Source organism: Pseudomonas sp. AC083 (assembly GCF_979253165.1).
Genome location: NZ_CEEDDH010000013.1, coordinates 24,871 through 51,168 on the forward strand (window position 1 = coordinate 24,871; position 26,298 = coordinate 51,168).

Consider the following 26,298-nt stretch of genomic DNA (forward strand, 5'->3'; position numbering starts at 1 on the left):
GAAATGCGCGCCGCTGACTCAATTGTTCTGCATATGGAACACTCAAGCCGATTTCCACCCTCTAGTCGAATATTCGATATGCCCTTACGCTTAATCCAATGCATTTACCCATTGGAGACCCCATGAAAAACATCATCGGCATTTACACCAGCCCGCGCGGCCATTGGGTCGGCGATGGTTTCCCGGTGCGCACGCTGTTTTCCTACGACCACCTGGGCAAGCACATCAGCCCGTTTCTGCTGCTCGATCACGCCGGTCCTGCCGAATTCACCCCGACCACTGAACAGCGTGGCGTCGGCCAGCACCCGCACCGTGGTTTCGAAACCGTGACCATCGTTTACGACGGCGAAGTGCAACACCGCGACTCCACCGGCAGCGGCGGCACCATCGGCCCGGGCGACGTGCAGTGGATGACCGCAGCGTCCGGCATCCTCCATGAAGAGTTTCATTCGGAGAATTTCGCCAGAACCGGCGGCAAGCTGGAAATGGTCCAGCTGTGGGTCAACCTGCCGGCCAAGGACAAAATGGCCGCGCCGGGTTACCAGACCATTCTCGACCGCGACATTCCAAGCATCGCGCTCAAGGACAACGCCGGCAGCCTGCGTCTGATCGCCGGCGAATTCGATGGGCACACCGGACCGTCACGGACTTTTACGCCAATCGACGTGTGGGATCTGCGCCTCAATGCCGGCAAGTTGCTGACGCTTGATCTGCACGAAGGACGTAATACCGCGCTGGTGGTGTTGAAGGGTTCGGTGCAGGTCAACGGCGCGGAATCGGTTGGGGTAGGGCAGTTGGCGCTGTTCGAACGCGACGGTGATCGACTCACCCTCCAGGCCAGCGAAGACGCGGTGGTATTGCTGCTCAGTGGCGAGCCGATCGACGAACCGATCGTCGGCCATGGCCCGTTCGTGATGAACACCGAGCAGGAAATCCACCAGGCCTTCGCCGACTTCCAGTCCGGGCGTTTTGGCCAGATGCACGCCTGACCCCGAGCTTTACTGGCAACTGAAACTCCACTGTGGGAGCGAGCCTGTTCGCGAATGCTCTGATTCAGTCGAAGAGGTAGTGACTGACAGGACGCCTTCGCGAGCAGGCTCGCTCCCACAGGTTGTTCAGCGTCTGATCGTTCCCACGCTCTGCGTGGGAATGCAGCCGGGGACGCTCCGCGTCCCACAGCCTCAAGATCGCAGCCTTCGTCAGCTCCTTCAGGGTTTTGCAGTGTTTGTAAGCCGGTGCTCATCCACCGAAATCAATTGCTCCTACACTGTGCCAATCTGTGCGATCTTCTCGCGATTGGCCTTTGTCGGAGTTGTTTGATGCTGTCTCTGCTGACCGAACACCCGTTGTTTAGCGCGTTGATCCTGATCCTGCTCGATCTTGGCCTGTGGCGGCTGATCAGCTCTCGCGGCAGCGAATGGAAGCTGCTGGTGCGGGTGCTGATTTTTGCCCTGTTCAGCATTGTGCTGTTCAACGAAGGCCTCAACCCGATGGAGCCGGCGCCGTGGGCCGACAACGTGCCGCTGCATCTGGCGGCGACCGGGTTGCAGATCGGTTGGTGGCTGTTTGGTGCGCGGACCCTGACGGTGCTGATCGGCGCGGTGATGATGCAGCGGGTCGGCCATACCGGCCGGCTGTTGCAGGACTTGCTCGGCGCGGTGATTTTCCTCATCGCGATCATTGCGGCGCTGGCGTACGTGCTCGATCTGCCAGTCAAAGGCGTGCTGGCGACGTCCGGCGCGTTGGCGATCATTGTCGGCCTGGCCTTGCAGAGCACCTTGAGCGACGTGTTCTCCGGCATCGTCCTCAATACCACCAAGCCCTATCAACTCGATGACTGGATCTCCATCGACGGTACCGAGGGCCGCGTCACCGACATCGACTGGCGCGCCACGCGTCTGCAAACCAGTCAGGGCAGCATGGCCGTGATTCCCAACTCGCTGGCGGCGAAAGCCAAAATCATCAACTTCAGCCGACCGAGCAATATGTTCGGCGTTTCCGTCAGCGTGCCCGTCAGCCCCCATGCCCGGCCCAGCTCAGTGATCGAGGCGTTGGAGCGGGCAATGCAAGGCTGCCGGCAATTGCTCGACACACCGGCGCCGAGCGTGTCGTTGAAGAGTTCTGCCAGCGGCGGCGCGGAATACGAAATCAGCGGGTTTGTCGCCTCGATGGGCGAGAAGCGCGTGGTGCGCAATCAGTTGTTCGACCTCGCTTACCGGCATTTGCAGGCGTCCGGGGTCAACCTGCTGTCCAGCAACGAGACCAGCGCCGCACCGCAGTTGTCGCGGCCACGGGCGCTGCTGGAAAGCTCACCGATCTTCTCGACTCTGCGTGAAGAAGAGAAAGACACCTTCAGCCAGAACATGACCCTGCAAACCTTCCGCGCCGGCGAAACGATTCTCGCGGGCGGGGAGGTCAGCGATCATTTGTTCATTATTGAGTCCGGCGTGGTATCGGTGACGCTCAAGCGCCATGGTGCGCCACTGGAATCCGGGCGCATGGGGCCGGGCGAGGTGATCGGTGAGGCCGGGATTCTTTCTGACACCGCGCTGCCGGCGGATTTTTCCGCGAAGACTTTCTGCGCCCTGTATCGCATCGAGAAGTCCTACCTGAAACCGTGCCTGGACGCGCGTCATGACATCCACGATGCGATGCAGGCATTGCTCGATTTCCGTCTGCACAAGGCGCAGTCGCTGACCGAGGAAACGCCCGTGGTCGCGCCGAAAAGGGGCTTTCTGCAATGGCTGCGCAATCGGGTCTGAACTAGCCCACCGTTATTGGATGCAACCTGCGCGGCGTTCTCAGGGTCACAATTTGCAATCCCACCGGGCAGGAGTTGCAGACGATGAAAAACCTGCGAATCGCCACCTTCAACGTCAACGGCATGCGCGCGCGGCTGCCGAATCTGCTGGAATGGCTCAAGCGCGAGCAGCCGGACATCGCCTGCCTGCAAGAGCTCAAATCAGTCGACAGCGCATTTCCCGCCGCCGAACTGGAAGCCGCCGGTTACGGCGCGATCTGGCAGGGCCAGGCGTCATGGAATGGCGTGGCGATTCTGGCGCGTGATGCGCAGCCATTGGAGAGTCGACGCGGTTTGCCCGGCGATGCCGATGACACCCACAGCCGCTATATCGAAGCGGCGGTGCACGGTGTGCTGGTCGGTTGCCTGTATCTGCCCAACGGCAACCCGCAGCCGGGGCCGAAATTCGATTACAAACTGGCCTGGTTCGAGCGTCTGATCAATTACGCCAAAGACCTGCAAAGCAGCGATCACCCGGTGGTCCTGGCCGGTGACTTCAATGTCGTGCCCACCGACATGGATATCTACAACACCCGCTCTTGGCTCAAGGATGCCTTGCTGCAACCCGAAAGCCGCGAGTGCTACCAGCGGCTGCTGGATCAGGGCTGGACCGATTCCCTGCGCCACGTGTATCCCGAAGAGCGCCTCTACACCTTCTGGGATTATTTCCGTAACCATTGGCAAACCAATTCCGGCCTGCGCATCGACCACCTGCTGCTCAACCCGGCATTGAGCCCGTATCTGCACGACGCCGGTGTTGACGCCTGGGTGCGCAACGAACCGCACGCCAGCGACCATGCGCCGACATGGATTCGCATCGGCTCGCGGAAAAAGCGCTGAACGGGCGATTGGCGAAATCAATTGTCGAAAGCCGTGCCTGATCCCGTATACAGGGCAACATCAACGCAGTGTTCTGCGGCCCATGCATAAGGATCGAGCAATGAGTGTGGCACGGCTGACCAATACCAATCTGTACCTGCAACGTCTGGGTTTCGATGCGCCGCCGCCACCGACGCTGGAAGCCTTGCGTCAGTTGCAACTGCACCATACCGCTCAGTTTGTTTTCGAAAATCTGGCAACGATCAGTGCTGAGCCGGTGTTGATCGACTTGGTCTCCATCGAAGACAAGGTGTTGCAGCAGGGGCGGGGCGGCTACTGCTATGAGCTCAATCATCTGTTTTATGCGCTGCTGCTTGAATTGGGCTTCGACGCGCGGGCGATCAGCGGGCGCGTGGTGATGAATCAACCGGAAGGCAGCTGGACGCCGCGAACCCATCGTTTGAGTCTGGTGACCATCGACGCAGTGCGTTACATCACCGATGTCGGCTTCGGCGGCATGGTGCCCACCGCGCCGCTGTTGCTCGACAGCGAAGATGAGCAACCCACCCCGCACGAACCTTACCGCATCGACAAGCAAGCAGATGGCTACCTGCTGCGCGCCAAAGTCGCAGGCGAATGGCGGCCGATGTACCTGTTCGATTTGCAACGCCAGGAAGACATCGATTACACCGTCGGCAACTGGTACGTCTCCACCCATCCCGAGTCACCCTTTGCCCAGCGCCTGATGGTCGCGCGCACCGGCGCTGGCTGGCGCAAAACCCTGAACAACGGCAGTTTTGCCATTCATCACATGGGCGCGGACAGTGAGCGGCGCGAAGTCGCGGACGTCGACGAGCTGATGGAGTTGCTGCGGCGCGAGTTCGACCTTCTGGTGCCTGACTCACCGCGTGTACGGCAAGCGCTGACTCGGGTCATCGCGCCAGCCTCCATCTAAGGCTTTACATCAGGCTCCAATACGCGACGGATTTCGCCGATGGCCGCTGACAGCTTTCGCTCGAGACTCTTGAGATCGGTGGCGGTGATGCCTTTCTTGAATTGCCCCGTCAGACCTGAATCGTCAGCGCTTCCCTGCTGGCGTGGGCCATCAAGCAGAGCATGGCGCAGGGTGTTGTTGATCACAGTCTGGTAGCCAAAGCCCTCGGTTTCCGCGGCGGTACGCGCCGCTTCGATCACCGCGTCATCAAGCATGATAGTGATGCGGGTCTTGCCCTTGCTCGGCGCTACTGCGCCGCGTTTACCTGCGGAAAAGTCATATTCGTCTTTCATCGTTCAAGGCTCCTGAAAATACGCGCGCCGTTCGCTGGGTGTGGCGAGACGTGCGGAAATGATTCGAACAACATTGGCTTCGCGGTAGCTGTAAGCAACGGCAAGCACACGACCTTTGGCATCGAGGCCGAGGGTGATCCAGCGTTGTTCGTCATGGTCGTTGTCCTCAAGTGTCAGTGCGCGTTCGTCATGGAAAACCGGTTCGGCTTCGGCGAGGCTGATGCCTTTGTGCTTGAGTTTGTTGGCTGCGTTTTTGCTTTTGTCGTACTGAATCTTGAATGACTTCATTATGCATACTTTATATGTATAAAAAAGAGCGCGACCACACCGTCGGTCGCCATGAACACTTCAGCCTAGTGGGGCACGAGCGCAGACGCAGCGGGGATGTGTTGCCGGATTTGTTGGGGCAAGAAGCGCAGGCTAGAAGGTTGGATGGCTACCTAACCATTATGTGACTGACAAGTTGTATACAACTCTATGGACATTTGTCCTGAGTATTGAATACAGTGTGCGCATAACAAAAACCAGGGAACCCCCCACCATGAAAACGCCCCATGTTTCACACCAACGGCCCGAGGACGAAAACCTCGGGGTCGGCGCGAATATGGCTTACGGCCTGCAACATGTTCTGACCATGTACGGCGGTATCGTTGCGGTGCCACTGATCATTGGCCAGGCGGCGGGTCTGTCGCCGGCGGACATTGGTCTGTTGATTGCTGCTTCATTGTTTGCGGGGGGGCTGGCGACGTTGCTGCAAACCCTGGGTCTGCCGTTTTTTGGCTGTCAGCTGCCGCTGGTCCAGGGCGTATCGTTCTCCGGCGTGGCGACCATGGTCGCGATCGTCAGCAGTGGCGGGGAGGGCGGTTTCCAGTCGGTGCTGGGCGCGGTGATTGCCGCCTCGTTGATCGGCTTGCTGATCACGCCGGTGTTCTCACGCATCACCAAGTTCTTTCCGCCGTTGGTCACCGGCATTGTGATCACCACTATCGGCCTGACGCTGATGCCGGTGGCCGCACGCTGGGCGATGGGCGGCAACAGCCACGCGCCGGACTTCGGCAGCATGCAGAACATCGGTCTGGCAGCGGTGACGCTGGTGCTGGTGTTGCTGTTGAGCAAGGTTGGCAGCGCGACCATTTCTCGGCTGTCGATTCTGCTGGCCATGGTCATCGGCACGGTGCTGGCGGTGTTCCTCGGCATGGCGGATTTCTCCAGTGTCACCACCGGTCCCATGTTCGGCTTCCCGACACCGTTCCACTTCGGTATGCCGACCTTCCACTTCGCTGCGATCCTGTCGATGTGCATTGTGGTCATGGTGACGCTGGTGGAAACCTCGGCAGACATCCTTGCCGTGGGCGAAATCATTGACACCAAGGTAGATTCCAAACGCTTGGGCAACGGCCTGCGCGCCGACATGCTGTCGAGCATGTTTGCGCCGATCTTCGGTTCGTTTACGCAAAGTGCTTTCGCGCAAAACGTCGGCCTGGTGGCGGTGACCGGGATCAAGAGCCGATTCGTGGTGGCCACCGGCGGTCTGTTTCTCGTCGTCCTCGGGCTGCTGCCGTTCATGGGGCGGGTGATTGCCGCCGTGCCGACTTCTGTCCTCGGCGGCGCCGGGATCGTGCTGTTCGGCACCGTGGCGGCGAGTGGCATTCGCACTTTGTCGAAGGTGGACTACCGCAACAACGTCAACCTGATCATCGTTGCCACTTCGATCGGTTTCGGCATGATTCCGATCGCCGCGCCGAACTTTTACGATCACTTCCCGAGCTGGTTCGCGACGATTTTCCATTCGGGCATCAGTTCGTCGGCAATCATGGCGATCCTGCTCAACCTGGCGTTCAACCACTTCACGACCGGCAATTCGGATCAACAATCGGTGTTCGCCGCCGCGGAAGAGCGCACCCTGCGTTATCGCGATCTCGCCGCGCTGCGTGAAGGCGATTACTTCAGCGACGGCAAGCTGCATGACTGCGATGGCAAGGAAGTGCCGGTGATCGAGCCGGATGACCACGACCATGGCCATGGCGCGCCAAAGGTGCAGGTGAAAAGCAGCGAACATGTCTGACCGCTGCGTCTGAAACAGAAAAGGCCGATCTGCCCAAGCAGATCGGCCTTTTGGCATTTTCCGAGCGTCCACAAAAAAAGCCCCTGAATCTTGCGATTCAGGGGCTTTGCTATTTGGCTCCACAACCTGGACTCGAACCAGGGACCCAGTGATTAACAGTCACTTGCTCTACCAACTGAGCTATTGCGGAATTGGTGCGTATGTTACTGATTCAAAAAGAGAAGTCAAGCATCGCCTGGCAACTTTTGCGATTCGTCGGGACGGACGGCATTTTGTCAGCGATTGGCGGTTACCAGAAAGGCCTCAGAGGTCTACCATGGCAGCCCGGAAGTGGTCACACGCGCTGCCGGCCATTCGCCGCAAAGGTACGCGCCATGATTCAAATCACTCGCAACACCGAGGTGCCTGCATGAGCACCGCACAGATCAGCCTGCCCAAAGGTATCGGCCCGCACGCCGAAAAACTCTTCGATGCAATCGCCGGCGCCAGTACCGCCGAAGAATTGAACCGCGCTGGCGGCAAGGCTGAAGGTTTCGTCCTTGGTCTAGAAAGCAGCAAGGCCATCAAGAGCCAGGTCGCCGAATCGCTGTATGTGATTTACGACGATGCTGCCACTCAACGCTCGGCCGAGCTGGCTTAACTGCCGAAGGTAATCGTGCCGAGCATCAGCTTGGCATAGGCCGCCGTCGCCGCCAGTTGCACCAGCCACAGGGCCAGGCCACCGAGGAATACCCCGGTGGCGACTTGCAGCACCAGGCTCTTTTCACGCTTGGCCGGAGCGCGCGGGATGAAATCATCCAGGTCGTCACGGTCAGCGCGCAGGTTGTCGTTTTTCATGTGGGTTCTCTTCAAAAATCTCGGGTGTACACAAAACCGGTAGGAGCTGCGGAACGCTGCGATCTTTTGATCTTGATCTTAGAAACAAGATCAGAAGATCGCAGCCTCGTTGCACTCGTCAGCTCCTACACTTTGAATTGTGTGCAGTCTAGAGGTTGCAAGGCGTTTCCAGAGACAAATAAAAACGGGAAGTCCAAAAGGCTTCCCGTTTTTCATCACTGGCCGAAATCAGATGACCTGAACGATCGCGTCCGTCACAGCCTTGATGTTGCTCTGGTTCAGCGCGGCCACGCAGATGCGGCCGGTGTCCAGGGCGTAGATGCCGAACTCGTTGCGCAGGCGATGCACTTGTTCAGTGGTCAGGCCGGAGTAGGAGAACATGCCGCGCTGACGACCAACGAAGCTGAAATCGCGGCCCGGGGCTTTTTCCGCCAGCAGGGCAACCATCTGCTCGCGCATGCCGCGAATACGCAGGCGCATCTCGGCCAGCTCGGCTTCCCACTGCGCGCGCAGTTCCGGGCTGTTCAGCACCGCAGCTACGATGCTGGCGCCGTGGGTCGGCGGGTTGGAGTAGTTGGTGCGGATCACGCGCTTGACCTGCGACAGCACGCGCGCGCTTTCTTCTTTCGATTCGCTGATGATCGACAGTGCGCCAACGCGTTCGCCGTACAGCGAGAACGACTTGGAGAACGAGCTCGAGACGAAGAAGGTCAGGCCGGATTCGGCGAACAGGCGCACAGCGGCGGCGTCTTCATCGATGCCGTCGCCGAAACCCTGGTACGCCATGTCGAGGAACGGCACGTGACCTTTGGCCTTGACTACTTCCAGCACCTTGTTCCAGTCCGCTGGGGTCAGGTCGACGCCGGTCGGGTTGTGGCAGCAAGCGTGCAGGACAACGATCGAGCCGTTCGGCAGGGCGTTGAGGTCGTCGAGCATGCCGGCACGGTTCACGTCATGGGTGCCAGCGTCGTAGTAACGGTAGTTCTGCACCGGGAAACCAGCGGTTTCGAACAGCGCGCGGTGGTTTTCCCAGCTCGGATCGCTGATCGCCACGACGGCGTTCGGCAGCAGTTGCTTGAGGAAGTCGGCACCGATTTTCAGTGCGCCGGTTCCGCCGACGGCCTGAGTGGTGATGACGCGACCGGCGCTGATCAGCGGCGAGTCGTTGCCGAACAGCAGTTTCTGCACGGCCTGGTCGTAGGCAGCGATGCCATCGATCGGCAGGTAACCGCGCGAAGCGTGTTGCGCGACGCGAATCGTCTCGGCTTCGATCACCGCGCGCAGCAGTGGAATTCGCCCCTCTTCGTTGCAGTACACGCCCACGCCCAGGTTGACCTTGGTGGTCCGGGTATCGGCGTTGAATGCTTCGTTGAGGCCCAGGATTGGATCGCGGGGTGCCATTTCGACAGCGGAGAACAGGCTCATTATTACGGCGGCTCTGAATGGAGGGTGGAGGGACGTGTCGCGCTCCAGCCGAATGCACTAGAGCGGTGCACAAACGGGGAGCTAGTATAGAGGCCATCACCGCGCAATGGCGACAGGCGAATCGGCTTTTAGGGTAAGTTTTTCCGATTATTTCTTGACCGTTAGTCGATTGACTTTGTCAGACTCTTTACCGGATGTAGGACGTTTGCCTTGAAAGGTCAGGCAATCGCCACCACATTCAGCACAATCCAGGTTTTTTCTTGCGCGACATCGGTCGTTTGCGGTCGTCCTCGTGGTGCTCCGTCTGACGCGGAACGCCGCGATTCCAGAGGTGTGTATGTCGGAATTCCAGCTAGTCACCCGCTTCGAGCCTGCCGGCGATCAGCCGGAAGCCATTCGCCAGTTGGTTGAGGGCATTGACGCCGGGCTGGCGCACCAGACATTGCTCGGTGTGACCGGTTCGGGCAAGACCTTCAGCATCGCCAACGTCATCTCCCAGGTCCAGCGACCGACGCTCGTACTGGCGCCGAACAAGACCCTGGCCGCGCAGTTGTACGGGGAGTTCAAGGCGTTCTTCCCCAACAACGCCGTTGAATACTTCGTTTCCTATTACGACTACTACCAGCCCGAAGCCTATGTGCCGTCGTCCGACACCTTCATCGAGAAGGATGCCTCGATCAACGACCACATCGAGCAGATGCGGCTATCTGCGACCAAGGCGTTGCTCGAGCGCAAGGACGCGATCATCGTCACCACGGTGTCGTGCATCTATGGTCTGGGCAGTCCGGAAACCTATTTGAAAATGGTCTTGCACGTTGATCGCGGTGACAAGCTGGATCAGCGCGCGCTGTTACGGCGCCTGGCCGACTTGCAATACACCCGCAACGACATGGATTTCGCCCGGGCGACGTTCCGCGTGCGCGGTGACGTGATCGATATCTTCCCGGCGGAATCCGACCTCGAAGCGATCCGCATTGAGCTGTTCGATGACGAGGTCGAGAGCATTTCCGCCTTCGACCCACTGACCGGCGAAGTCATCCGGAAGATGCCGCGCTTCACTTTCTACCCGAAGAGTCACTACGTGACGCCTCGGGAAACCCTGCTCGATGCTATCGAAGGCATCAAGGTCGAATTGCAGGAACGCCTTGAATACCTGCGCAGCAACAACAAACTGGTGGAAGCCCAGCGTCTTGAACAGCGCACCCGTTTCGACCTGGAAATGATCCTCGAACTGGGCTATTGCAACGGCATCGAAAACTACTCGCGCTACCTGTCCGGGCGTCCGGCCGGCGCGGCGCCGCCCACCCTTTACGACTATCTGCCTGCCGACGCCTTGCTGGTGATCGACGAATCCCACGTCAGCGTGCCGCAGGTCGGCGCGATGTATAAGGGCGACCGCTCGCGCAAGGAAACCCTCGTTGAGTACGGCTTCCGCCTGCCTTCGGCGCTGGACAACCGCCCCATGCGTTTCGACGAGTGGGAAGGGGTCAGCCCGCAGACCATTTTCGTTTCGGCAACGCCCGGCAATTACGAAGCCGAGCACGCCGGGCGGGTGGTTGAACAGGTGGTGCGGCCGACCGGCCTGGTCGACCCGCAGGTTGAAGTGCGGCCGGCGCTGACTCAGGTCGATGACTTGCTCTCGGAAATCACCAAGCGTGTGGCGATCGAAGAACGTGTGCTGGTCACCACGCTGACCAAGCGCATGGCCGAAGACCTGACCGATTACCTCGCCGACCACGGCGTGCGCGTGCGTTATCTGCACTCGGACATCGACACCGTCGAGCGCGTCGAGATCATCCGCGATTTGCGCCTCGGCGTGTTCGATGTGCTGGTCGGGATCAACCTGCTGCGTGAAGGCCTCGACATGCCGGAAGTGTCGCTGGTGGCGATTCTCGATGCTGACAAGGAAGGTTTTCTGCGTTCCGAGCGCTCGCTGATCCAGACCATCGGTCGCGCGGCGCGTAACCTCAATGGCCGGGCGATTCTCTACGCCGATCGCATGACCGGTTCGATGGAGCGCGCGATTGGTGAGACCGAGCGCCGTCGCGAGAAGCAGATTGCTTTCAACCTTGAGAACGGCATCACCCCGAAAGGTGTGATCAAGGACGTCGCCGACATCATGGAAGGCGCCACCGTGCCCGGTTCGCGCAGCAAGAAGCGCAAAGGCATGGCCAAGGCCGCCGAAGAGAACGCCAAGTACGAAGCCGAGTTGCGCTCGCCAAGCGAAATCACCAAACGCATCCGCGCGCTGGAAGAGAAGATGTACCAATTGGCGCGGGATCTGGAGTTTGAAGCGGCGGCGCAGATGCGTGACGAGATTGCCAAACTGCGCGAACGGCTTCTCACCGTTTGATCTTCATCGCCTTGCCGGGCCTCTTCGCGAGCAGCCACGCTCCCACAAAGCAATTGCAAACCCCTGTGGGAGCGAGCCTGCTCGCGAATGGCCTTCACACCATCTGAAGGGCTTAGGGCATCTGGCTTAAATACCCTGCCCGCTGGAGCGGGGCGGGTGTCGCCTGTTACCATTCGCCGCTTGATTGTTCTGCTCTTCATTTTTTCGAGACAAGCCATGACCACCGTCCGCACTCGCATCGCGCCATCGCCTACCGGGGACCCCCACGTAGGTACCGCTTACATCGCATTGTTCAACTACTGCTTTGCCAAGCAGCATGGCGGTGAGTTCATCCTGCGCATCGAAGACACCGATCAGTTGCGTTCGACCCGCGAGTCCGAACAGCAGATCTTCGACGCCCTGCGCTGGCTCGGTATCGACTGGAGCGAAGGCCCGGACGTTGGCGGCCCGCACGGCCCATATCGGCAGAGCGAGCGCGGCGATATCTACCAGAAGTACTGCCAGCAACTGGTCGACATGGGCCATGCGTTCCCGTGCTTCTGCACTGCTGAAGAACTCGATCAGATGCGCGCCGAGCAAATGGCTCGCGGCGAAACTCCACGTTACGACGGCCGCGCACTGCTGCTGTCGAAGGAAGAAGTCGCGGCGCGCCTGGCTGCTGGCGAACCGCACGTGATTCGCATGAAGGTGCCGAGCGAAGGCGTCTGCGTGGTGCCGGACATGCTCCGTGGCGACGTCGAGATCCCGTGGGATCGTATGGACATGCAGGTGCTGATGAAGACCGATGGCCTGCCGACGTACTTCCTCGCCAACGTCGTCGACGATCACCTGATGGGCATCACCCACGTGCTGCGTGGCGAAGAATGGCTGCCATCGGCACCGAAACTGATTTTGCTGTACGAATACTTCGGCTGGGAACAACCAGAGCTGTGCTACATGCCGCTGCTGCGTAACCCGGACAAGAGCAAGCTGTCCAAGCGCAAGAACCCGACCTCGGTGACCTTCTACGAGCGCATGGGCTTCATGCCGGAAGCGATGCTCAACTACCTCGGGCGCATGGGCTGGTCGATGCCGGACGAGCGCGAGAAGTTCTCGCTGCAGGAAATGGTCGACAACTTCGACCTCAAGCGTGTCTCCCTCGGCGGGCCGATTTTCGACATCGAGAAGCTGTCGTGGCTCAACGGCCAGTGGCTGCGCGATCTGCCGGTCGAAGAGTTTGCCGCCCGCGTGCAGAAGTGGGCGTTCAATTCCGAGTACATGATGAAGATCGCGCCGCACGTTCAGGGCCGGGTTGAAACGTTCAGCCAGGTTGCACCGCTGGCGGGGTTCTTCTTCGCTGGCGGCGTTAACCCGGATGCCAAACTGTTCGAGTCGAAAAAGCTTTCCGGCGACCAGGTTCGCCAGTTGATGCAACTGATCCTGTGGAAACTGGAAAGCCTGCGTCAGTGGGAGAAGGACAGCATCACCGCGACGATTCAGGCGGTGGTCGAATCCCTCGAGCTGAAACTGCGCGACGCGATGCCGCTGATGTTTGCTGCGATCACCGGGCAGGCGAGTTCGGTGTCGGTGCTCGATGCGATGGAAATCCTCGGCCCGGATCTCACCCGATTCCGCTTGCGCCAGGCGATTGACCTGTTGGGCGGCGTGTCGAAGAAAGAAAACAAGGAATGGGAAAAGCTCTTGGGCGCCATCGCCTGATTGCTTTTGCTTCTCTGCAGGACTGCCGAAGGCTGCGATCTTTTGATCCTGCCTTCGGCGTTTCTCCCGAATTTACGGGGGAGGGCGGTAAGTGATTGTTATCCCGGCAAAAAATTTTGAAATTTTTCAAAAATAAGTTTGACAGGCTTTCGATACGCCCTTAAGATTCGCCCCGTCCTCAGCGATGAGGGGCTATAGCTCAGCTGGGAGAGCGCTTGCATGGCATGCAAGAGGTCGACGGTTCGATCCCGTCTAGCTCCACCAATTTACACTTCGAGGTCTGGCCACACCGGCCTTGAAGCGATCAACACTCAGCGTTGATCAGTTGTATAGAAGGGTTTGCGTCCCCTTCGTCTAGTGGCCTAGGACACCGCCCTTTCACGGCGGTAACAGGGGTTCGAGTCCCCTAGGGGACGCCAGTTTTACAGAAGTGATGTTGCAAGAGATCACTCCGCCGCGAGGCGAAAAATCCGGGGCTATAGCTCAGCTGGGAGAGCGCCTGCATGGCATGCAGGAGGTCAGCGGTTCGATCCCGCTTAGCTCCACCAATTTTACAGTTCAAGGTCTGGCCACACCGGCCTTGAATCGATCAGCTCTCAGCACTGATCAGTTGTATAGAAGGGTTTGTGTCCCCTTCGTCTAGTGGCCTAGGACACCGCCCTTTCACGGCGGTAACAGGGGTTCGAGTCCCCTAGGGGACGCCACGATTACCCGCTCTGCGGGATTTTATAAGGGTCATTCAATTATTGAATGGCCCTTTTGTTTGTCTGGCGTTTGGCCAACTCTCCTTTTTCCTTACACTGTGCTTCAGACCAGCGGTCATATACATGACTTGCGGAATATTATTATGCGAATAATATTCTAGTCGTAATATTCGGAGGCGACGATGAACGATAAAAAAGCTCAAACCCGCGAACGCATCCTCAAGGCTGCCAGCGCCGCACTGATTCAACGCGGCCCGGCTGACCCGAGCGTGGGTGAAGTGATGGGCGCAGCCGGCCTGACCGTCGGCGGCTTCTACGCACACTTCGAAAGCAAGGACGCGATGATGCTCGAAGCGTTCAAGCAACTGCTGGGCCGGCGTCGCGACCTGATTGCCGACATGGACGCCGATCTGACCGGCGAAGAGCGTCGCGCTTTGGTGGCTGCGTTCTACCTGTCACGCAAACACCGGGATTCCAGCGAAGCCGCATGCCCGATTCCGGCCTCGATTGGCGAATTGGGTCGTTTGCCGGAGTCGTTCCGCATCGCGCTGAACGAGCATCTGGAGCTGATGGTCGCGCAACTGGCCGCCAGCCCTGAAGACACCGACAAGGCTTTGGCCGATGTCGCGTTGATGGTCGGTGGTCTGGCCTTGGCCAGAGCGCTGGGTCCGGGAGAGTTATCCGATCGATTGCTGCGCGCCGCCAAGTCGGCGGTCCGTTGACCTGAAGGCAACAAGCCTGAGGAGAGTGCGATGAACGCGTTGAAGTGGGTTCGTGGCGTTAACGGTACCTTGGGCTGGTTTGCACCGAAACTGGTGGCAAGCAAAATGCGTCTGGCGTTCATGACGCCCCGCGCGCTACCGCTGCGCGATTGGGAGCTGCCGCTGTTGGCCAGCTCCGAACGCATCACGTTGCGCTTCGGCCTGTCGGCGCTGCGCTGGGGCCAAGGCCCTACGGTGCTGCTGATGCATGGTTGGGAAGGGCGGCCAACGCAATTCGCCTCGCTGATCAATGCGCTGGTCGATGCCGGCTATACCGTCGTCGCGCTCGACGGTCCGGCCCACGGTCGCTCCCCTGGGCGCGAAGCCAATGTAGTGCTGTTCGCCCGCGCCATGCTCGAAGCGGCTGCCGAATTGCCGCCGCTGCAAGCGGTTATCGGCCATTCCATGGGCGGCGCCAGCGCGATGCTCGCCGTGCAATTGGGCCTGCGCACCGAAACCCTGGTCAGCATCGCCGCACCGTCGCGGATTCTCGGCGTTCTGCGCGGTTTTGCGCGCATGGTCGGCATGCCGCCGCGCGCGCGTTCTGCGTTCATCCGTCAAGTCGAGCAGGACGTCGGCATGCGCGCCGCGACGCTCGACGTGGCTCACTATCAACTGGATATGCCCGGTTTGATCGTGCATGCCGAGGACGACAATTTTGTATCGGTCAAAGAATCGCAATTGATTCACGAAGCCTGGTTCGACAGCCGCCTGCTGCGCCTGGAAAGCGGCGGCCATCAGCGGGTGCTGGCCGACCCTCGAGTGATTGATGGTGTGTTATCACTGCTTGCCGGTCGCAGCCTTCAGGCGCGCCAATCGGCCTGAGCTCCGTTACACTGCCCCGGTTGAATACTTTGACCGGGAGTGGGGCATGGGCTGGGATCGGGCAACGCCGTTTACCATTGATCTGCAAGTAGGCGCCGAGGACATCGACGGGCTCGGGCACGCCAATAACGCTGTGTACGTGACCTGGCTCGAGCGCTGCGCCTGGCGCCATTCGCAGCGCCTCGGCCTGGACCTGGTCGAATACCGGCGGCTGGATCGGGCGATGGCCGTTGTCCGCCACGAAATCGATTACCTGGCCGCCGCCTATGAAGGCGATGAACTGCAACTGGCGACATGGATCGTCGATTGGGATCAGCGCCTGAAAATGACCCGGCATTTTCAGCTCAAACGCCCCAGTGACAACGCCACCCTGCTGCGCGCGCAGACCACGTTTGTCTGCATCGAGCTGTCGACCGGCAAGCCGAAGCGCATGCCGGTCGAGTTTATTGAAGGCTATGGCCCGGCGATCCAGATCGCAGAGGCAATATAAATCTCACCCTGTGGGAGCGAGCCTGCTCGCGAAAGCGTCAGGTCAGTCACGCATGCATGAGCTGACAGACCGTCTTCGCGAGCAGGCTCGCTCCCACAGAGATATGTGTAGTTCTGCGGATTTGTGCGATATCCAGTAAACTGCCGCACGTTTTTCTTCAAGTAGTGTTTCCCCATGCAAATTGCTCTGGCGCCCATGGAAGGGTTGGTCGACGACATCCTGCGCGACGTGTTGACCCGCGTTGGCGGCATCGACTGGTGCGTGACCGAATTCATTCGGGTCAACGACCAGTTGCTCACGCCGGCGTACTTCCACAAGTTCGGCCCCGAGCTGCTCAACGGTGCTCGCACCGCGTCCGGTGTGCCGCTACGCGTGCAGTTGCTCGGTTCCGATCCGGTGTGCCTGGCGGAAAACGCCGCGTTGGCCTGCGAGCTCGGTTCTGAAGTGATCGACCTCAACTTCGGCTGCCCGGCCAAGACCGTCAACAAATCCCGCGGCGGCGCCGTGCTGCTCAAGGAGCCGGAGCTGCTCAACCAGATCGTCGAGCATGTCCGTCGCGCCGTACCGGCGCACATCTCGGTCACCGCGAAAATGCGCCTGGGTTTCGACAGCCCGGACGGTTCGCTGGTCTGCGCCACGGCGCTGGCCGAAGGCGGGGCAGAGCACATCGTCGTACATGCGCGGACGAAAATGGACGGCTACAAACCGCCGGCTCATTGGGAGTGGATCCCGCGCGTGCAGGACGTGGTCAAGGTGCCGGTGTTCGCCAACGGCGACATCTGGAGCGTCGAAGACTGGCGCCGTTGTCGCGAAATCAGTGGTGTCGAAGACATCATGCTCGGTCGGGGTCTGGTCTCCCGCCCCGATCTTGCCCGGCAGATCGCCGCCGCTCGCGCTGGCGAAGAGGTCGTCGAGATGACCTGGGCCGAGCTGATGCCGCTGATTCAGGACTTCTGGCTGCAGGCCAAAGCGCAAATGACCGCCCGGCAATCGCCCGGTCGCCTCAAGCAATGGCTGGCCATGCTGACACGCAACTACTCGGAAGCCGCCGAGCTTTTCACCGTTCTGCGCCGTGAAACCGAGCCGGATCAAGTCTCGCGCTTGCTCGGATTGCCGCTCGTCGAGGCCGCATAAAAATCTCAAAATAATCTCTTGAAATCAAAACAGCGGTCCCTATCTAAGGGTCACGCGATGCCGAATTCGGGTCGCGGAGACACAAAACCTTGCTGATTGTTTTCAGGAGATTTGAATCATGAGTACTGCATTTTCTCTCGCGCCACTGTTCCGTTCCTCGGTAGGTTTCGACCGTTTCAACGACCTGTTCGAAACCGCCCTGCGCAACGAGCCAGGCAGCAGCTATCCACCCTACAACGTCGAAAAGCACGGTGATGACCAATACCGTATCGTCGTTGCGGCCGCCGGTTTCCAGGAAGAAGACCTGGACCTGCAAGTCGAGAAGGGTGTGCTGACCATCAGTGGCGGCAAGCGTGACACTGACGAAAGCGTCACGTTCTTGCATCAAGGCATCGCTCAGCGAGCCTTCAAGCTGTCGTTCCGTCTGGCCGATCACATCGAGATCAAGGACGCTGCGCTGCGCAACGGCCTGCTGAGCATCGACCTGCTCCGTGTGATCCCGGAAGAAGCGAAAGCCAAGCGCATCCCGATCAATGGAGCGCAGCAGCCTGTCCTGCAATAACCCCAGGGCAACAAAAAAGGGCGCCAGCGATGGCGCCCTTTTTTTGCGTCCGCTATTCGAGCAGGATTTTCAGATCCTCCAACCCCACCGGCCGGCTGTGCAGATAGCCCTGATACAAATGGCATTCCAGGCCCTGTAAAAACGCCAGTTGGGCTGGCGTCTCCACGCCTTCGGCAATCACTTCCAATTCCAGGCTGCGGGCCATCGCGACAATTGCGCGAATGATCTCCGCGACATTGGAATCGGTGGTCGCATCGCGGATGAACGACTGGTCGATTTTCAGCGTGTCTACAGGCAGGCGTTTGAGATAGGTCAGCGATGAATAACCAGTACCGAAATCATCCATGGCGAAGCTCACGCCGAGCTTTTTCAGGCGGCGCATTTTGCTGATGGTGTCTTCCAGGTTCTGGATGACGATGCCTTCGGTGATTTCCAGTTTCAGCAGCGAGCAGGGCAGGCCGTGGCTGGTCATGCTGTGTTCGATGCGTTCGACGAAATCGTTCTGGCGGAACTGTCTCGGGCTGATGTTCACGCACAGGCTGAAATTCAGCGGGTCGACCAGTTTCAACGCGATCAGTTGTTTGAAGGCGTTGCAGGCTTCATCGAGGATCCACGTGCCGACTTCGAGAATCAGGCCGCTGTCTTCCAGTACCTTGATGAACTCGGTGGGCGATTGCGCGCCGAGTTCGGGATGGTTCCAGCGCACCAGGGCTTCGGCGCCGATGATGCGGTTGTCGCGGGCATCGACCTGTGGCTGAAAGTGCACGTTGAACTCGCCGCGCGATAGCGCAAGACGCAGGTCGGTCTCCATGCGCAGGCGTTCGCTGGCCGCTTTCTGCATGGTGTTGTGATACATCTGCGTGGTGTTGCGCCCGGAATCCTTGGCCCGGTACAGGGCGATGTCGGCGCGTTTGAGCAGGTCGGTCGGGGTCGAGCCGTGATCGGGAATCAGCGCGACGCCAATGCTCGGCGTCACTTGCAGGCGCTGGCCATCGAGGAACATCGGCTCCGAAAGCAATTCGCGAATGGTGTCGGCCAGCGCGCGCACTTGCCCGCTGACTTCACTGCGCGAACCTTCGAGGCCGCTGAGCAACACCACGAACTCATCGCCACCGAGGCGCGCCACCGTGTCTTCCATGCGCACGCTGGCTTCGAGCCGCGCGGTGATGATTTTCAGCACGGTGTCGCCGACCGGGTGACCGAGGGAATCGTTGATGTGCTTGAAGTGATCAAGGTCGAGAAACAGCAAGGCGCCGCGCAGATTGTGGCGCTTGAGCAGGGCGATCTGCTGACTCAGGCGATCCATCAGCAGGGCGCGGTTGGGCAGGTTGGTCAGCGGGTCGTGATAGGCCAGGTGACGAATCTGCGCTTCGGCGTTCTTCAACAGGCTGACGTCGCGTGCGGTCAGCAGCAGGCACGCGGTTTCATTGAGCGTGATCGGCTCGACCGAGACTTCCACCGTGAGCAATTCGCCGCGCTTGTTGCGCCCGAGCATTTCCTGATGATGCACGCGGCCCTTGATCTGCAACTCGGCGAGTAGGGTCGAGCGCTGTTTCTCTTCGGCCCAGATCCCCACCTGATAAACGGTTTTGCCCACCACTTCGTCAGCGCGGTAGCCAGTAAGGCGACAGAAACCGTCGTTGACCTCCAGATAACGCCCGGTGTCGCGCTCGGTGATGGTGATGGCGTCGGGGCTGGAGTGAAACGCCTTGGCGAATTTTTCTTCGCTGGCCTTCAGCGCCGCTTCCGAGCGTTGTTGCTGGGTGATGTCGCGCAGGGTGGTGACGATGCACGGTTGGTCGCCGACGCTGATCTGCCGGCTGGAAATCACGCAGGTCAGCGACTGGCCGTCCTTGTGCTGGACGAGAATGGCCACGTTGCTCAGGCCTTGTTCGCGAATCACCCGTTCGATGCGTTGCAGGCTTTTCGCCGAGGCGTCCCACAGGCCGATTTCTTCGGCGGTGTGGCCAATCACATCGGCGGCGCTCCAGCCAAAGGTCTGGCTGAAGCTGGAATTGATCTCGATGAACTCCCCGGTTTCCTGGCGCGTGACGCAGATCGGATCGGGGCTGACCTGAAACAGCGTGGCGAATTTCTCTTCCGAGGCCACCAGACGCTGCTCGCGCTCGACCTGATCGGTGATGTCCAGCAACGTGCCGGCCATGCGCAGCGGTGCGCCGTTGTCGTCGCGATAGAGACGCGCGCGGCTTTCCAGATAGCGCGAGCTGCCGTCGGGCAGTTGCACGCGATAGGTCAGTTGATAATTGCCGGCCGGACCTTCGCGCAGGCTGCGGTAGGCGTCGCGCATGCTGTCGCGTTCCTCGCCCGGCACGCCTTCGAAAAACTCCTCGAATGATTCATGGAATGGAATCGGCTCCAGCCCATGCAATTGCGCAGCGCGCGCCGAGCCGTAAAGCATGCCGCTGGGGATGTGCCAGTCCCAGGTGCCGAGTTGCGCTGAATCCAGCGCCAGGTCGAGGCGTTCCTGGCTGTCCTTCAAGGCCAGTTCGGCGGCTTTGCGTTCGGTGGTGTCGAGGAAGGTGCTGAGCAGATAGGGCTGGCCTTCGAGCTCGACCTTCTGCGCGCTGAGGATGCCGTCGTGCACCTGGCCATTGCTGGCGCGAAACTGCACTTCCATGCTGATCAGCTCGCCCTTGGCTTTGGTTTTCTTCACCAGTTCGGCGCGTTGCTCGGGATGCACCCACAAGCCCAGTTCCAGGGTGGTGCGGCCGATTGCGCTTTGCACCGGCCAGCCGAACAGGCTTTCGAAATACTGGTTGGCCTCGCTGATCAGGCCGTCCTCCTGTCGGGTCAGCAAAACCATGTTCGGGCATAGGTGGAAAAGTGTAGCGAAACGTTTCTCCGAGCTGCTCAGGGCCTGCTCGCGCTGGCGCTGGTGGGTGATTTCGCGAATCACCCCGATCATTCGGGGCCGGCCGTTCTTGTCTGGCAGCAGGCTGCCGCTGATCTCCAGCCAGTGCAGGCTGCCGTCGGGCCAGCGGATGCGGTGATGCATCGCCTGCTCCAGCGGCGCGCCGGCGATCACCGCGTGGAAAGCACGCACGGTTTTCGCGCGGTCTTCCGGCGGCAACAGGTCGAGGTATTCCAAATCGGCGGGCAACGGCTGCCGTGGATCGAAACCGAACAACGCCTGGGTGCCCCGCGACCAGCTGATCTGCCCACGCTCGATGTCCCAATACCAGGCACCGAGCCGCGCGCCGTTGAGCGCGGCGAGCAATTGCGGCGCGCTTTCCCAGCTCTGCTCGGAATGGCGCGGATCAACAGCCTGGATTCGCGGCATCGGCGGAATTCGGTCAACAGATTTCGGCATTGTCAGCGGGCCTTGAGCTGAGTGGCGTTAGGCACAGGAGCGGCTCTATAGGAGTAGCACAAGTCAGGCCGGGATCCCTGGCCGATCGATTTGTGCATCCAGCAGGGCCATGAAGGCGCGTGCTGCATTCGATAGCGTCCGTTCGGTGTGCAAGATATAGCCTAGCTGGCGAGTGAGCTGTATGCCCGGCAATGCGATGCTTGCCACTTGTTCGTCGAGCATGGTGCGCGGCAGCACGCTCCAGGCCAGGCCAATGGAGACCATCATCTTGATGGTTTCCAGGTAGTTGGTGCTCATGGCGATGTTCGGCGTCAGGCCCTGGGCTTCGAACAAACGCTGGACGATGTGGTGGGTAAAGGTGTTGCCGCCGGGGAAAACCGCGGGGTGGCCGGCGATGTCCGCCAGACTGACGGCACCGTTGTTGATCAGCGAATGCTCCGGGGCGACGACGAAATCCAGCGGGTCGTCCCACACCGGCGTGGCTTTGACCAAGGTATGCGGCTCTGGCGCGAGGGTGATGACCGCCAATTCTGCGCGGCCGTGGAGAATTTCCTCGTAGGCCACTTCCGAATCAAGAAACTGAATATCCAGCGCAACCTGTGGGTAGCGGCGGGTGAACTCCCTTAATAGAGGCGGCAAGCGATGCAGGCCGATGTGGTGACTGGTGGCCAGCGTCAGGCGACCGCTGACCTCGCCGGTCAGGTTGGTCAGGGCGCGGCGGGTGTCGTCGAGCACGTTGAGAATCTGATAAGCCCGTGGCAGCAGGGCGCGACCGGCCTCGGTCAGGCCGACTTCGCGGCCCAAGCGGTCGAACAGGCGTACCTTCAATTGCTGCTCAAGACCGGCGATGCGCTTGCTGATCGCCGGTTGTGTCAGATGAAGGCGTTCGCCGGCGCCGGAGAAGCTGCCGGTCTCGGCGATGGCAATAAAAGCGTTGAGGTTAGCCAAGTCCATGTCGCATTCCAGTTGGTTATCCAAAGCATAAAAAATATGAATTTGAGTTATTTAATCTAACCCCATAGGATCGGCCTCACAAGCCAAAGGGTTATTGATAAGCCCAGGGCATAGAAACAAGCTGATGAGGAACCGTCTGATGGCCGGCAAAACGCTCTACGACAAGCTCTGGGATTCGCATTTGGTCAAGCAGCGCGACGATGGCTCGGCGCTGATCTACATCGATCGTCACATCATCCACGAAGTGACTTCGCCGCAAGCTTTCGAAGGCCTGCGTCTGGCCGGGCGCAAGCCTTGGCGCATCGATGCCAACATTGCGACCCCGGATCACAACGTACCGACCACCCCTGAGCGTAAGGGCGGCATCGAAGCCATTGCCGATCAGGTTTCGCGTTTGCAGGTGCAGACCCTCGACGACAACTGCGATGAATACGGCATCGTCGAGTTCAAGATGAACGACGTGCGTCAGGGCATCGTTCACGTGATCAGTCCGGAGCAGGGCGCGACCTTGCCGGGCATGACCGTGGTCTGCGGTGACTCGCACACCTCGACCCACGGCGCATTCGGTGCGTTGGCCCACGGCATCGGCACCTCCGAGGTCGAGCACGTCCTCGCCACGCAGTGCCTGGTGGCCAAGAAAATGAAAAACATGCTGGTGCGCGTCGAAGGCCAATTGCCGTTCGGCGTGACCGCCAAGGACATCGTCCTTGCGGTGATCGGCAAGATCGGCACCGCCGGCGGTAACGGCCACGCCATCGAATTTGCCGGCAGCGCGATCCGCGATCTGTCCGTTGAAGGCCGCATGACCATCTGCAACATGTCCATCGAAGCCGGCGCCCGCGTCGGCCTGGTGGCGGCGGATCAGAAGACCATCGACTACGTCAAAGGTCGTCCATTCGCGCCGAAAGGCGAGCAGTGGGACATGGCCGTCGAAGCCTGGAAAGACCTGGTTTCCGATGCCGATGCCAAATTCGATACCGTGGTCGAGCTGGACGCCGCGCAGATCAAGCCGCAAGTCAGCTGGGGCACTTCGCCTGAAATGGTCTTGGCCGTGGATCAGAACGTCCCGGACCCGGCAAAGGAAATGGATCTGGTTAAGCGCGACTCGATCGTCCGCGCCTTGAAATACATGGGTTTGACCGCCAATCAGGCGATCACCGACATTCAGCTTGATCGCGTATTCATCGGTTCCTGCACCAACTCGCGCATCGAAGACTTGCGCGCCGCTGCGGTAATCGCCAAGGGCCGCAAGGTGGCCTCGACCATCAAGCAGGCGATCGTCGTGCCGGGCTCGGGTCTGGTCAAGGCGCAGGCCGAAGCCGAAGGCCTCGACAAGATTTTCCTCGAGGCCGGTTTCGAATGGCGTGAGCCGGGTTGCTCGATGTGCCTGGCGATGAACCCGGACCGTTTGGAGTCCGGCGAGCATTGCGCCTCGACGTCCAACCGTAATTTCGAAGGCCGTCAGGGCGCCGGTGGCCGTACCCACCTGGTCAGCCCGGCCATGGCAGCGGCGGCAGCGGTGAACGGCCGTTTCATCGACGTTCGTGAATTGATTTAAAGGAGCGCAGCATGAAAGCTTTTACCCAGCACACTGGTCTTGTCGCGCCTTTGGATCGTGCCAACGTCGACACCGATCAGATCATTCCCAAGCAGTTCTTGAAGTCGATCAAGCGCACCGGTTTCGGTCCGAACCTGTTCGACGAGTGGCGCTACCTCGATGTCGGCCAGCCGTATCAGGACAATTCCAAGCGCCCGCTGAACAAGGACTTCGTGCTTAACGCCGAGCGTTATCAAGGCGCCAGCGTTTTGCTCGCCCGCGAGAACTTCGGCTGCGGCTCGAGCCGTGAACACGCGCCGTGGGCGCTGGAAGAGTACGGTTTCCGCAGCATCATCGCGCCGAGTTACGCCGACATCTTCTTCAACAACAGTTTCAAGAACGGCCTGCTGCCGATCATCCTCAGCGATGCAGAAGTTGATGAACTGTTTAAGCAAGTTGAAGCCGAGCCGGGTTATCAATTGCAGATCGACTTGCAAGCGCAGACCGTGACCCGCCCGGATGGCAAGGTGTATAGCTTCGAGATCGACGCGTTTCGCAAGCACTGCCTGCTCAATGGTCTGGACGATATCGGTCTGACCTTGCAGGACGGCGATGCGATTGCGACGTTCGAGGCCAAGCATCGAGTTAGCCAGCCGTGGTTGTTTCGCGACGCGTGATTCGAGATTGATGTAGTCAGGGCGGGCCTCTTCGCGAGCAGGCTCGCTCCCACAGGGAATGTATTTCAAATAACACTGCTTACAGGATGTGATCCATGACCAGCACCGCCCAGCACACCCAGGTCGTCCAGAAGCAATTCGGCGAACAGGCCGCCGCTTACCTGAGCAGCGCGGTTCACGCCCAAGGCAGCGAATTCGCGCTGCTACAGGCTGAACTGGCCGGGCAGGGTGGTGCGCGGGTGCTGGATCTGGGGTGTGGCGCCGGTCATGTCAGCTTTCATGTGGCGCCGCTGGTCAGGGAGGTGGTGGCTTACGACCTGTCGCAGCAAATGCTTGATGTGGTTGCCGGCGCTGCCGTCGATCGCGGCTTGAGCAACATCATTACCGTCAACGGCGCTGCCGAGCGCTTGCCGTTCGCCGATGGCGAGTTCGATTTTGTGTTTAGCCGGTATTCGGCGCATCACTGGAGCGACCTCGGCCTGGCTTTGCGCGAAGTGCGCCGGGTGCTGAAGCCGGGCGGGGTGGCGGCTTTCGTTGACGTGTTGTCACCGGGCAGTCCGTTGTTCGACACTTACCTGCAAAGCGTCGAAGTGCTGCGCGATACCAGCCATGTCCGCGACTACTCCGCCGCAGAGTGGCTGCGCCAGGTCAGCGAGGCCGGTCTGCATATGCGCAGTACCACGCGTCAGCGCCTGCGTCTGGAGTACAGCAGTTGGGTCGAGCGCATGCGCACACCTGAAGTGATGCGCGCGGCGATCCGCCAGTTGCAGCAGTCGATGGGCAACGAAGTGGGTGAATATTTCGAAATTGATGCCGACGGCTCGTTCAGTACCGATGTGATCGTACTGATGGCCGAGCGATAAGAATTTTTCCCGGCGCGCCGTTCACTGGCGCACCGCTTGAAGACACGAGGAAAGCATGAGCAAGCAGATTCTGATTCTCCCGGGTGACGGTATTGGTCCGGAAATCATGGCCGAAGCGGTCAAGGTGCTGGAATTGGCCAATGACAAGTACAGCCTGGGCTTCGAGCTGAGCCACGACGTGATCGGTGGCGCGGCCATCGACAAGCATGGCGTGCCGCTGGCCGACGAAACCCTTGATCGCGCCCGCGCTGCCGACGCCGTGCTGCTGGGCGCTGTCGGTGGGCCGAAATGGGACACCATCGAGCGTGATATCCGCCCTGAACGCGGTCTGCTGAAAATCCGTGCGCAACTGGGCCTGTTCGGCAACCTGCGCCCGGCGATCCTCTATCCGCAACTGGCCGACGCGTCGAGCCTGAAACCGGAAATCGTTGCCGGTCTGGACATCCTCATCGTCCGTGAGCTGACCGGCGGCATTTACTTCGGCGCGCCGCGTGGTACCCGTACGCTGGACAATGGCGAGCGTCAGTCCTACGACACCCTGCCGTACAGCGAAAGCGAAATCCGCCGCATCGCCCGTGTCGGTTTCGACATGGCCATGGTTCGTGGCAAGAAGCTCTGCTCGGTGGACAAGGCCAACGTCCTGGCATCCAGCCAGTTGTGGCGTGAAGTGGTCGAGCAGGTGGCCAAGGATTACCCGGAAGTCGAACTGAGCCACATGTACGTCGACAACGCCGCCATGCAACTGGTGCGCGCACCCAAGCAGTTCGACGTGATCGTCACCGACAACATGTTCGGCGACATCCTCTCCGACGAAGCGTCGATGCTCACCGGTTCGATCGGCATGCTGCCGTCGGCCTCGCTGGACTCCAACAACAAGGGCATGTACGAGCCGTGCCACGGTTCGGCGCCGGACATCGCTGGCAAAGGCATTGCAAACCCGCTGGCGACGATCCTGTCGGTATCGATGATGCTGCGTTACAGCTTCAATCTGCACGACGCCGCTGATGCCATCGAAAAAGCCGTCAGCGTCGTGCTCGATCAGGGCTTGCGCACCGGTGACATCCACTCGGCCGGTTGTACCAAAGTCGGTACGCAGGAAATGGGCGACGCAGTAGTCGCCGCGCTGCGGAATCTGTAATCTCTCGGGCCCGCTGCAAAATTCAATACAAAGCAGCG

23 protein-coding genes and 5 tRNA genes are annotated in these 26,298 nt (G+C 60.1%); 21 read left to right on the forward strand and 7 right to left on the reverse strand.

Features of this window, described 5'->3' with window-relative positions:
* Positions 1-122: 122 nt before the first annotated feature.
* From AC0IXA_RS18465 to AC0IXA_RS18480, 4 genes are all read left to right on the forward strand, one after another.
* Entirely contained in the window at positions 123-989 is an 867-nt protein-coding gene (locus tag AC0IXA_RS18465; RefSeq protein WP_313872762.1) for a pirin family protein, read from the forward strand.
* 330 nt (positions 990-1,319) lie between these two features.
* A complete protein-coding gene (locus AC0IXA_RS18470) occupies positions 1,320-2,762 on the forward strand; it encodes a mechanosensitive ion channel family protein (RefSeq protein WP_024012372.1) in 1,443 nt (480 codons plus the stop codon).
* A gap of 83 nt (positions 2,763-2,845) precedes the next feature.
* A complete protein-coding gene (gene xth, locus AC0IXA_RS18475) occupies positions 2,846-3,640 on the forward strand; it encodes an exodeoxyribonuclease III (RefSeq protein WP_263469576.1) in 795 nt (264 codons plus the stop codon).
* 100 nt (positions 3,641-3,740) lie between these two features.
* Positions 3,741-4,574, forward strand: coding sequence for an arylamine N-acetyltransferase family protein (locus AC0IXA_RS18480; protein ID WP_471814270.1), 834 nt, complete (start codon positions 3,741-3,743; stop codon positions 4,572-4,574).
* On the opposite strand, the gene AC0IXA_RS18485 is transcribed toward AC0IXA_RS18480, so the two are convergent.
* Positions 4,571-4,906, reverse strand: a complete 336-nt coding sequence (locus tag AC0IXA_RS18485; RefSeq protein ID WP_016773914.1) for a BrnA antitoxin family protein — start codon at positions 4,904-4,906, stop codon at positions 4,571-4,573. The genes AC0IXA_RS18480 and AC0IXA_RS18485 overlap by 4 nt on opposite strands.
* 3 nt (positions 4,907-4,909) lie before the next feature.
* Positions 4,910-5,194, reverse strand: a complete 285-nt coding sequence (locus AC0IXA_RS18490) for a BrnT family toxin (RefSeq protein WP_341637941.1) — start codon at positions 5,192-5,194, stop codon at positions 4,910-4,912.
* 253 nt (positions 5,195-5,447) lie between these two features.
* On the opposite strand from AC0IXA_RS18490, the gene AC0IXA_RS18495 reads away from it, so the two are divergent.
* Positions 5,448-6,971, forward strand: a complete 1,524-nt coding sequence (locus AC0IXA_RS18495) for a nucleobase:cation symporter-2 family protein (protein ID WP_024012376.1) — start codon at positions 5,448-5,450, stop codon at positions 6,969-6,971.
* A gap of 114 nt (positions 6,972-7,085) precedes the next feature.
* Here AC0IXA_RS18495 and AC0IXA_RS18500 read toward each other — a convergent pair.
* Positions 7,086-7,161: transfer RNA gene (locus tag AC0IXA_RS18500), tRNA-Asn, on the reverse strand.
* A 219-nt stretch (positions 7,162-7,380) separates the two neighbouring features.
* Between AC0IXA_RS18500 and AC0IXA_RS18505 the strand changes: the two genes are divergently transcribed.
* Entirely contained in the window at positions 7,381-7,611 is a 231-nt protein-coding gene (locus AC0IXA_RS18505) for a hypothetical protein (RefSeq protein WP_122700510.1), read from the forward strand.
* On the opposite strand, the gene AC0IXA_RS18510 is transcribed toward AC0IXA_RS18505, so the two are convergent.
* Positions 7,608-7,808 (reverse strand): hypothetical protein, encoded by a 201-nt coding sequence (locus AC0IXA_RS18510; RefSeq protein ID WP_016773917.1) that lies wholly within the window; start codon positions 7,806-7,808, stop codon positions 7,608-7,610. The genes AC0IXA_RS18505 and AC0IXA_RS18510 overlap by 4 nt on opposite strands.
* Before the next feature lie 228 nt (positions 7,809-8,036).
* Positions 8,037-9,233, reverse strand: coding sequence for an amino acid aminotransferase (locus AC0IXA_RS18515; RefSeq protein WP_471814272.1), 1,197 nt, complete (start codon positions 9,231-9,233; stop codon positions 8,037-8,039).
* Positions 9,234-9,570: 337 nt separating this feature from the next.
* Between AC0IXA_RS18515 and uvrB the strand changes: the two genes are divergently transcribed.
* The 11 genes from uvrB (at position 9,571) to AC0IXA_RS18570 (ending at position 17,760) form a co-directional block, all read left to right on the forward strand.
* Complete coding sequence (uvrB, locus tag AC0IXA_RS18520) at positions 9,571-11,586, forward strand: excinuclease ABC subunit UvrB (RefSeq protein WP_024012378.1); 2,016 nt, start codon at positions 9,571-9,573, stop codon at positions 11,584-11,586.
* 216 nt (positions 11,587-11,802) lie between these two features.
* On the forward strand, positions 11,803-13,284 hold the full coding sequence (gene gltX / locus AC0IXA_RS18525) for a glutamate--tRNA ligase (protein WP_016773920.1): 1,482 nt from the start codon (positions 11,803-11,805) through the stop codon (positions 13,282-13,284).
* Positions 13,285-13,472: 188 nt separating this feature from the next.
* A tRNA-Ala gene (locus AC0IXA_RS18530) sits at positions 13,473-13,548 on the forward strand.
* 79 nt (positions 13,549-13,627) lie between these two features.
* A tRNA-Glu gene (locus AC0IXA_RS18535) sits at positions 13,628-13,703 on the forward strand.
* A 53-nt stretch (positions 13,704-13,756) separates the two neighbouring features.
* Positions 13,757-13,832 (forward strand) — tRNA-Ala (locus AC0IXA_RS18540).
* Between the two features lie 80 nt (positions 13,833-13,912).
* Positions 13,913-13,988 (forward strand) — tRNA-Glu (locus AC0IXA_RS18545).
* A 182-nt stretch (positions 13,989-14,170) separates the two neighbouring features.
* Positions 14,171-14,710 (forward strand): TetR/AcrR family transcriptional regulator, encoded by a 540-nt coding sequence (locus AC0IXA_RS18550; protein WP_016773921.1) that lies wholly within the window; start codon positions 14,171-14,173, stop codon positions 14,708-14,710.
* Between the two features lie 30 nt (positions 14,711-14,740).
* A complete protein-coding gene (locus tag AC0IXA_RS18555; protein WP_016773922.1) occupies positions 14,741-15,574 on the forward strand; it encodes an alpha/beta fold hydrolase in 834 nt (277 codons plus the stop codon).
* Between the two features lie 46 nt (positions 15,575-15,620).
* The gene (locus AC0IXA_RS18560) at positions 15,621-16,064 is read left to right on the forward strand and encodes an acyl-CoA thioesterase (protein WP_471814273.1); all 444 of its coding nucleotides are present in this window, start codon (positions 15,621-15,623) and stop codon (positions 16,062-16,064) included.
* A 174-nt stretch (positions 16,065-16,238) separates the two neighbouring features.
* Positions 16,239-17,198, forward strand: a complete 960-nt coding sequence (locus AC0IXA_RS18565; protein ID WP_471814275.1) for a tRNA dihydrouridine synthase — start codon at positions 16,239-16,241, stop codon at positions 17,196-17,198.
* A gap of 118 nt (positions 17,199-17,316) precedes the next feature.
* Positions 17,317-17,760, forward strand: a complete 444-nt coding sequence (locus tag AC0IXA_RS18570; protein ID WP_039762036.1) for an Hsp20 family protein — start codon at positions 17,317-17,319, stop codon at positions 17,758-17,760.
* A gap of 52 nt (positions 17,761-17,812) precedes the next feature.
* Here the strand turns inward: AC0IXA_RS18570 and AC0IXA_RS18575 are convergent, their stop codons facing one another.
* Together AC0IXA_RS18575 and AC0IXA_RS18580 are read right to left on the reverse strand one after the other, a co-directional pair.
* On the reverse strand, positions 17,813-21,091 hold the full coding sequence (locus AC0IXA_RS18575; protein WP_471814277.1) for a PAS domain S-box protein: 3,279 nt from the start codon (positions 21,089-21,091) through the stop codon (positions 17,813-17,815).
* A 63-nt stretch (positions 21,092-21,154) separates the two neighbouring features.
* The gene (locus AC0IXA_RS18580) at positions 21,155-22,045 is read right to left on the reverse strand and encodes a LysR family transcriptional regulator (protein ID WP_024012384.1); all 891 of its coding nucleotides are present in this window, start codon (positions 22,043-22,045) and stop codon (positions 21,155-21,157) included.
* A gap of 139 nt (positions 22,046-22,184) precedes the next feature.
* On the opposite strand from AC0IXA_RS18580, the gene leuC reads away from it, so the two are divergent.
* From leuC to leuB, 4 genes are all read left to right on the forward strand, one after another.
* A complete protein-coding gene (leuC, locus tag AC0IXA_RS18585) occupies positions 22,185-23,603 on the forward strand; it encodes a 3-isopropylmalate dehydratase large subunit (RefSeq protein WP_016773930.1) in 1,419 nt (472 codons plus the stop codon).
* Between the two features lie 11 nt (positions 23,604-23,614).
* Positions 23,615-24,259: a 3-isopropylmalate dehydratase small subunit gene (leuD, locus tag AC0IXA_RS18590; RefSeq protein ID WP_024012386.1), complete on the forward strand. Its 645-nt coding sequence runs from the start codon at positions 23,615-23,617 to the stop codon at positions 24,257-24,259.
* A 95-nt stretch (positions 24,260-24,354) separates the two neighbouring features.
* Positions 24,355-25,122: a class I SAM-dependent methyltransferase gene (locus tag AC0IXA_RS18595; protein ID WP_471814279.1), complete on the forward strand. Its 768-nt coding sequence runs from the start codon at positions 24,355-24,357 to the stop codon at positions 25,120-25,122.
* A gap of 55 nt (positions 25,123-25,177) precedes the next feature.
* Entirely contained in the window at positions 25,178-26,260 is a 1,083-nt protein-coding gene (gene leuB / locus AC0IXA_RS18600; RefSeq protein WP_016773933.1) for a 3-isopropylmalate dehydrogenase, read from the forward strand.
* The last annotated feature ends 38 nt before the right edge of the window (positions 26,261-26,298 follow it).

Excerpts from the sequence above, each read along its gene's own strand:
- AC0IXA_RS18465 (WP_313872762.1), top strand. The coding sequence starts at position 123 with ATGAAAAACATCATCGGCATTTACACCAGCCCGCGCGGCCATTGGGTC.
- AC0IXA_RS18470 (WP_024012372.1), top strand. The coding sequence starts at position 1,320 with ATGCTGTCTCTGCTGACCGAACACCCGTTGTTTAGCGCGTTGATCCTG.
- xth (WP_263469576.1), top strand. The coding sequence starts at position 2,846 with ATGAAAAACCTGCGAATCGCCACCTTCAACGTCAACGGCATGCGCGCG.
- AC0IXA_RS18480 (WP_471814270.1), top strand. The coding sequence starts at position 3,741 with ATGAGTGTGGCACGGCTGACCAATACCAATCTGTACCTGCAACGTCTG.
- AC0IXA_RS18485 (WP_016773914.1), bottom strand. The coding sequence starts at position 4,906 with ATGAAAGACGAATATGACTTTTCCGCAGGTAAACGCGGCGCAGTAGCG.
- AC0IXA_RS18490 (WP_341637941.1), bottom strand. The coding sequence starts at position 5,194 with ATGAAGTCATTCAAGATTCAGTACGACAAAAGCAAAAACGCAGCCAAC.
- AC0IXA_RS18495 (WP_024012376.1), top strand. The coding sequence starts at position 5,448 with ATGAAAACGCCCCATGTTTCACACCAACGGCCCGAGGACGAAAACCTC.
- AC0IXA_RS18505 (WP_122700510.1), top strand. The coding sequence starts at position 7,381 with ATGAGCACCGCACAGATCAGCCTGCCCAAAGGTATCGGCCCGCACGCC.
- AC0IXA_RS18510 (WP_016773917.1), bottom strand. The coding sequence starts at position 7,808 with ATGAAAAACGACAACCTGCGCGCTGACCGTGACGACCTGGATGATTTC.
- AC0IXA_RS18515 (WP_471814272.1), bottom strand. The coding sequence starts at position 9,233 with ATGAGCCTGTTCTCCGCTGTCGAAATGGCACCCCGCGATCCAATCCTG.
- uvrB (WP_024012378.1), top strand. The coding sequence starts at position 9,571 with ATGTCGGAATTCCAGCTAGTCACCCGCTTCGAGCCTGCCGGCGATCAG.
- gltX (WP_016773920.1), top strand. The coding sequence starts at position 11,803 with ATGACCACCGTCCGCACTCGCATCGCGCCATCGCCTACCGGGGACCCC.
- AC0IXA_RS18550 (WP_016773921.1), top strand. The coding sequence starts at position 14,171 with ATGAACGATAAAAAAGCTCAAACCCGCGAACGCATCCTCAAGGCTGCC.
- AC0IXA_RS18555 (WP_016773922.1), top strand. The coding sequence starts at position 14,741 with ATGAACGCGTTGAAGTGGGTTCGTGGCGTTAACGGTACCTTGGGCTGG.
- AC0IXA_RS18560 (WP_471814273.1), top strand. The coding sequence starts at position 15,621 with ATGGGCTGGGATCGGGCAACGCCGTTTACCATTGATCTGCAAGTAGGC.
- AC0IXA_RS18565 (WP_471814275.1), top strand. The coding sequence starts at position 16,239 with ATGCAAATTGCTCTGGCGCCCATGGAAGGGTTGGTCGACGACATCCTG.
- AC0IXA_RS18570 (WP_039762036.1), top strand. The coding sequence starts at position 17,317 with ATGAGTACTGCATTTTCTCTCGCGCCACTGTTCCGTTCCTCGGTAGGT.
- AC0IXA_RS18575 (WP_471814277.1), bottom strand. The coding sequence starts at position 21,091 with ATGCCGAAATCTGTTGACCGAATTCCGCCGATGCCGCGAATCCAGGCT.
- AC0IXA_RS18580 (WP_024012384.1), bottom strand. The coding sequence starts at position 22,045 with ATGGACTTGGCTAACCTCAACGCTTTTATTGCCATCGCCGAGACCGGC.
- leuC (WP_016773930.1), top strand. The coding sequence starts at position 22,185 with ATGGCCGGCAAAACGCTCTACGACAAGCTCTGGGATTCGCATTTGGTC.
- leuD (WP_024012386.1), top strand. The coding sequence starts at position 23,615 with ATGAAAGCTTTTACCCAGCACACTGGTCTTGTCGCGCCTTTGGATCGT.
- AC0IXA_RS18595 (WP_471814279.1), top strand. The coding sequence starts at position 24,355 with ATGACCAGCACCGCCCAGCACACCCAGGTCGTCCAGAAGCAATTCGGC.
- leuB (WP_016773933.1), top strand. The coding sequence starts at position 25,178 with ATGAGCAAGCAGATTCTGATTCTCCCGGGTGACGGTATTGGTCCGGAA.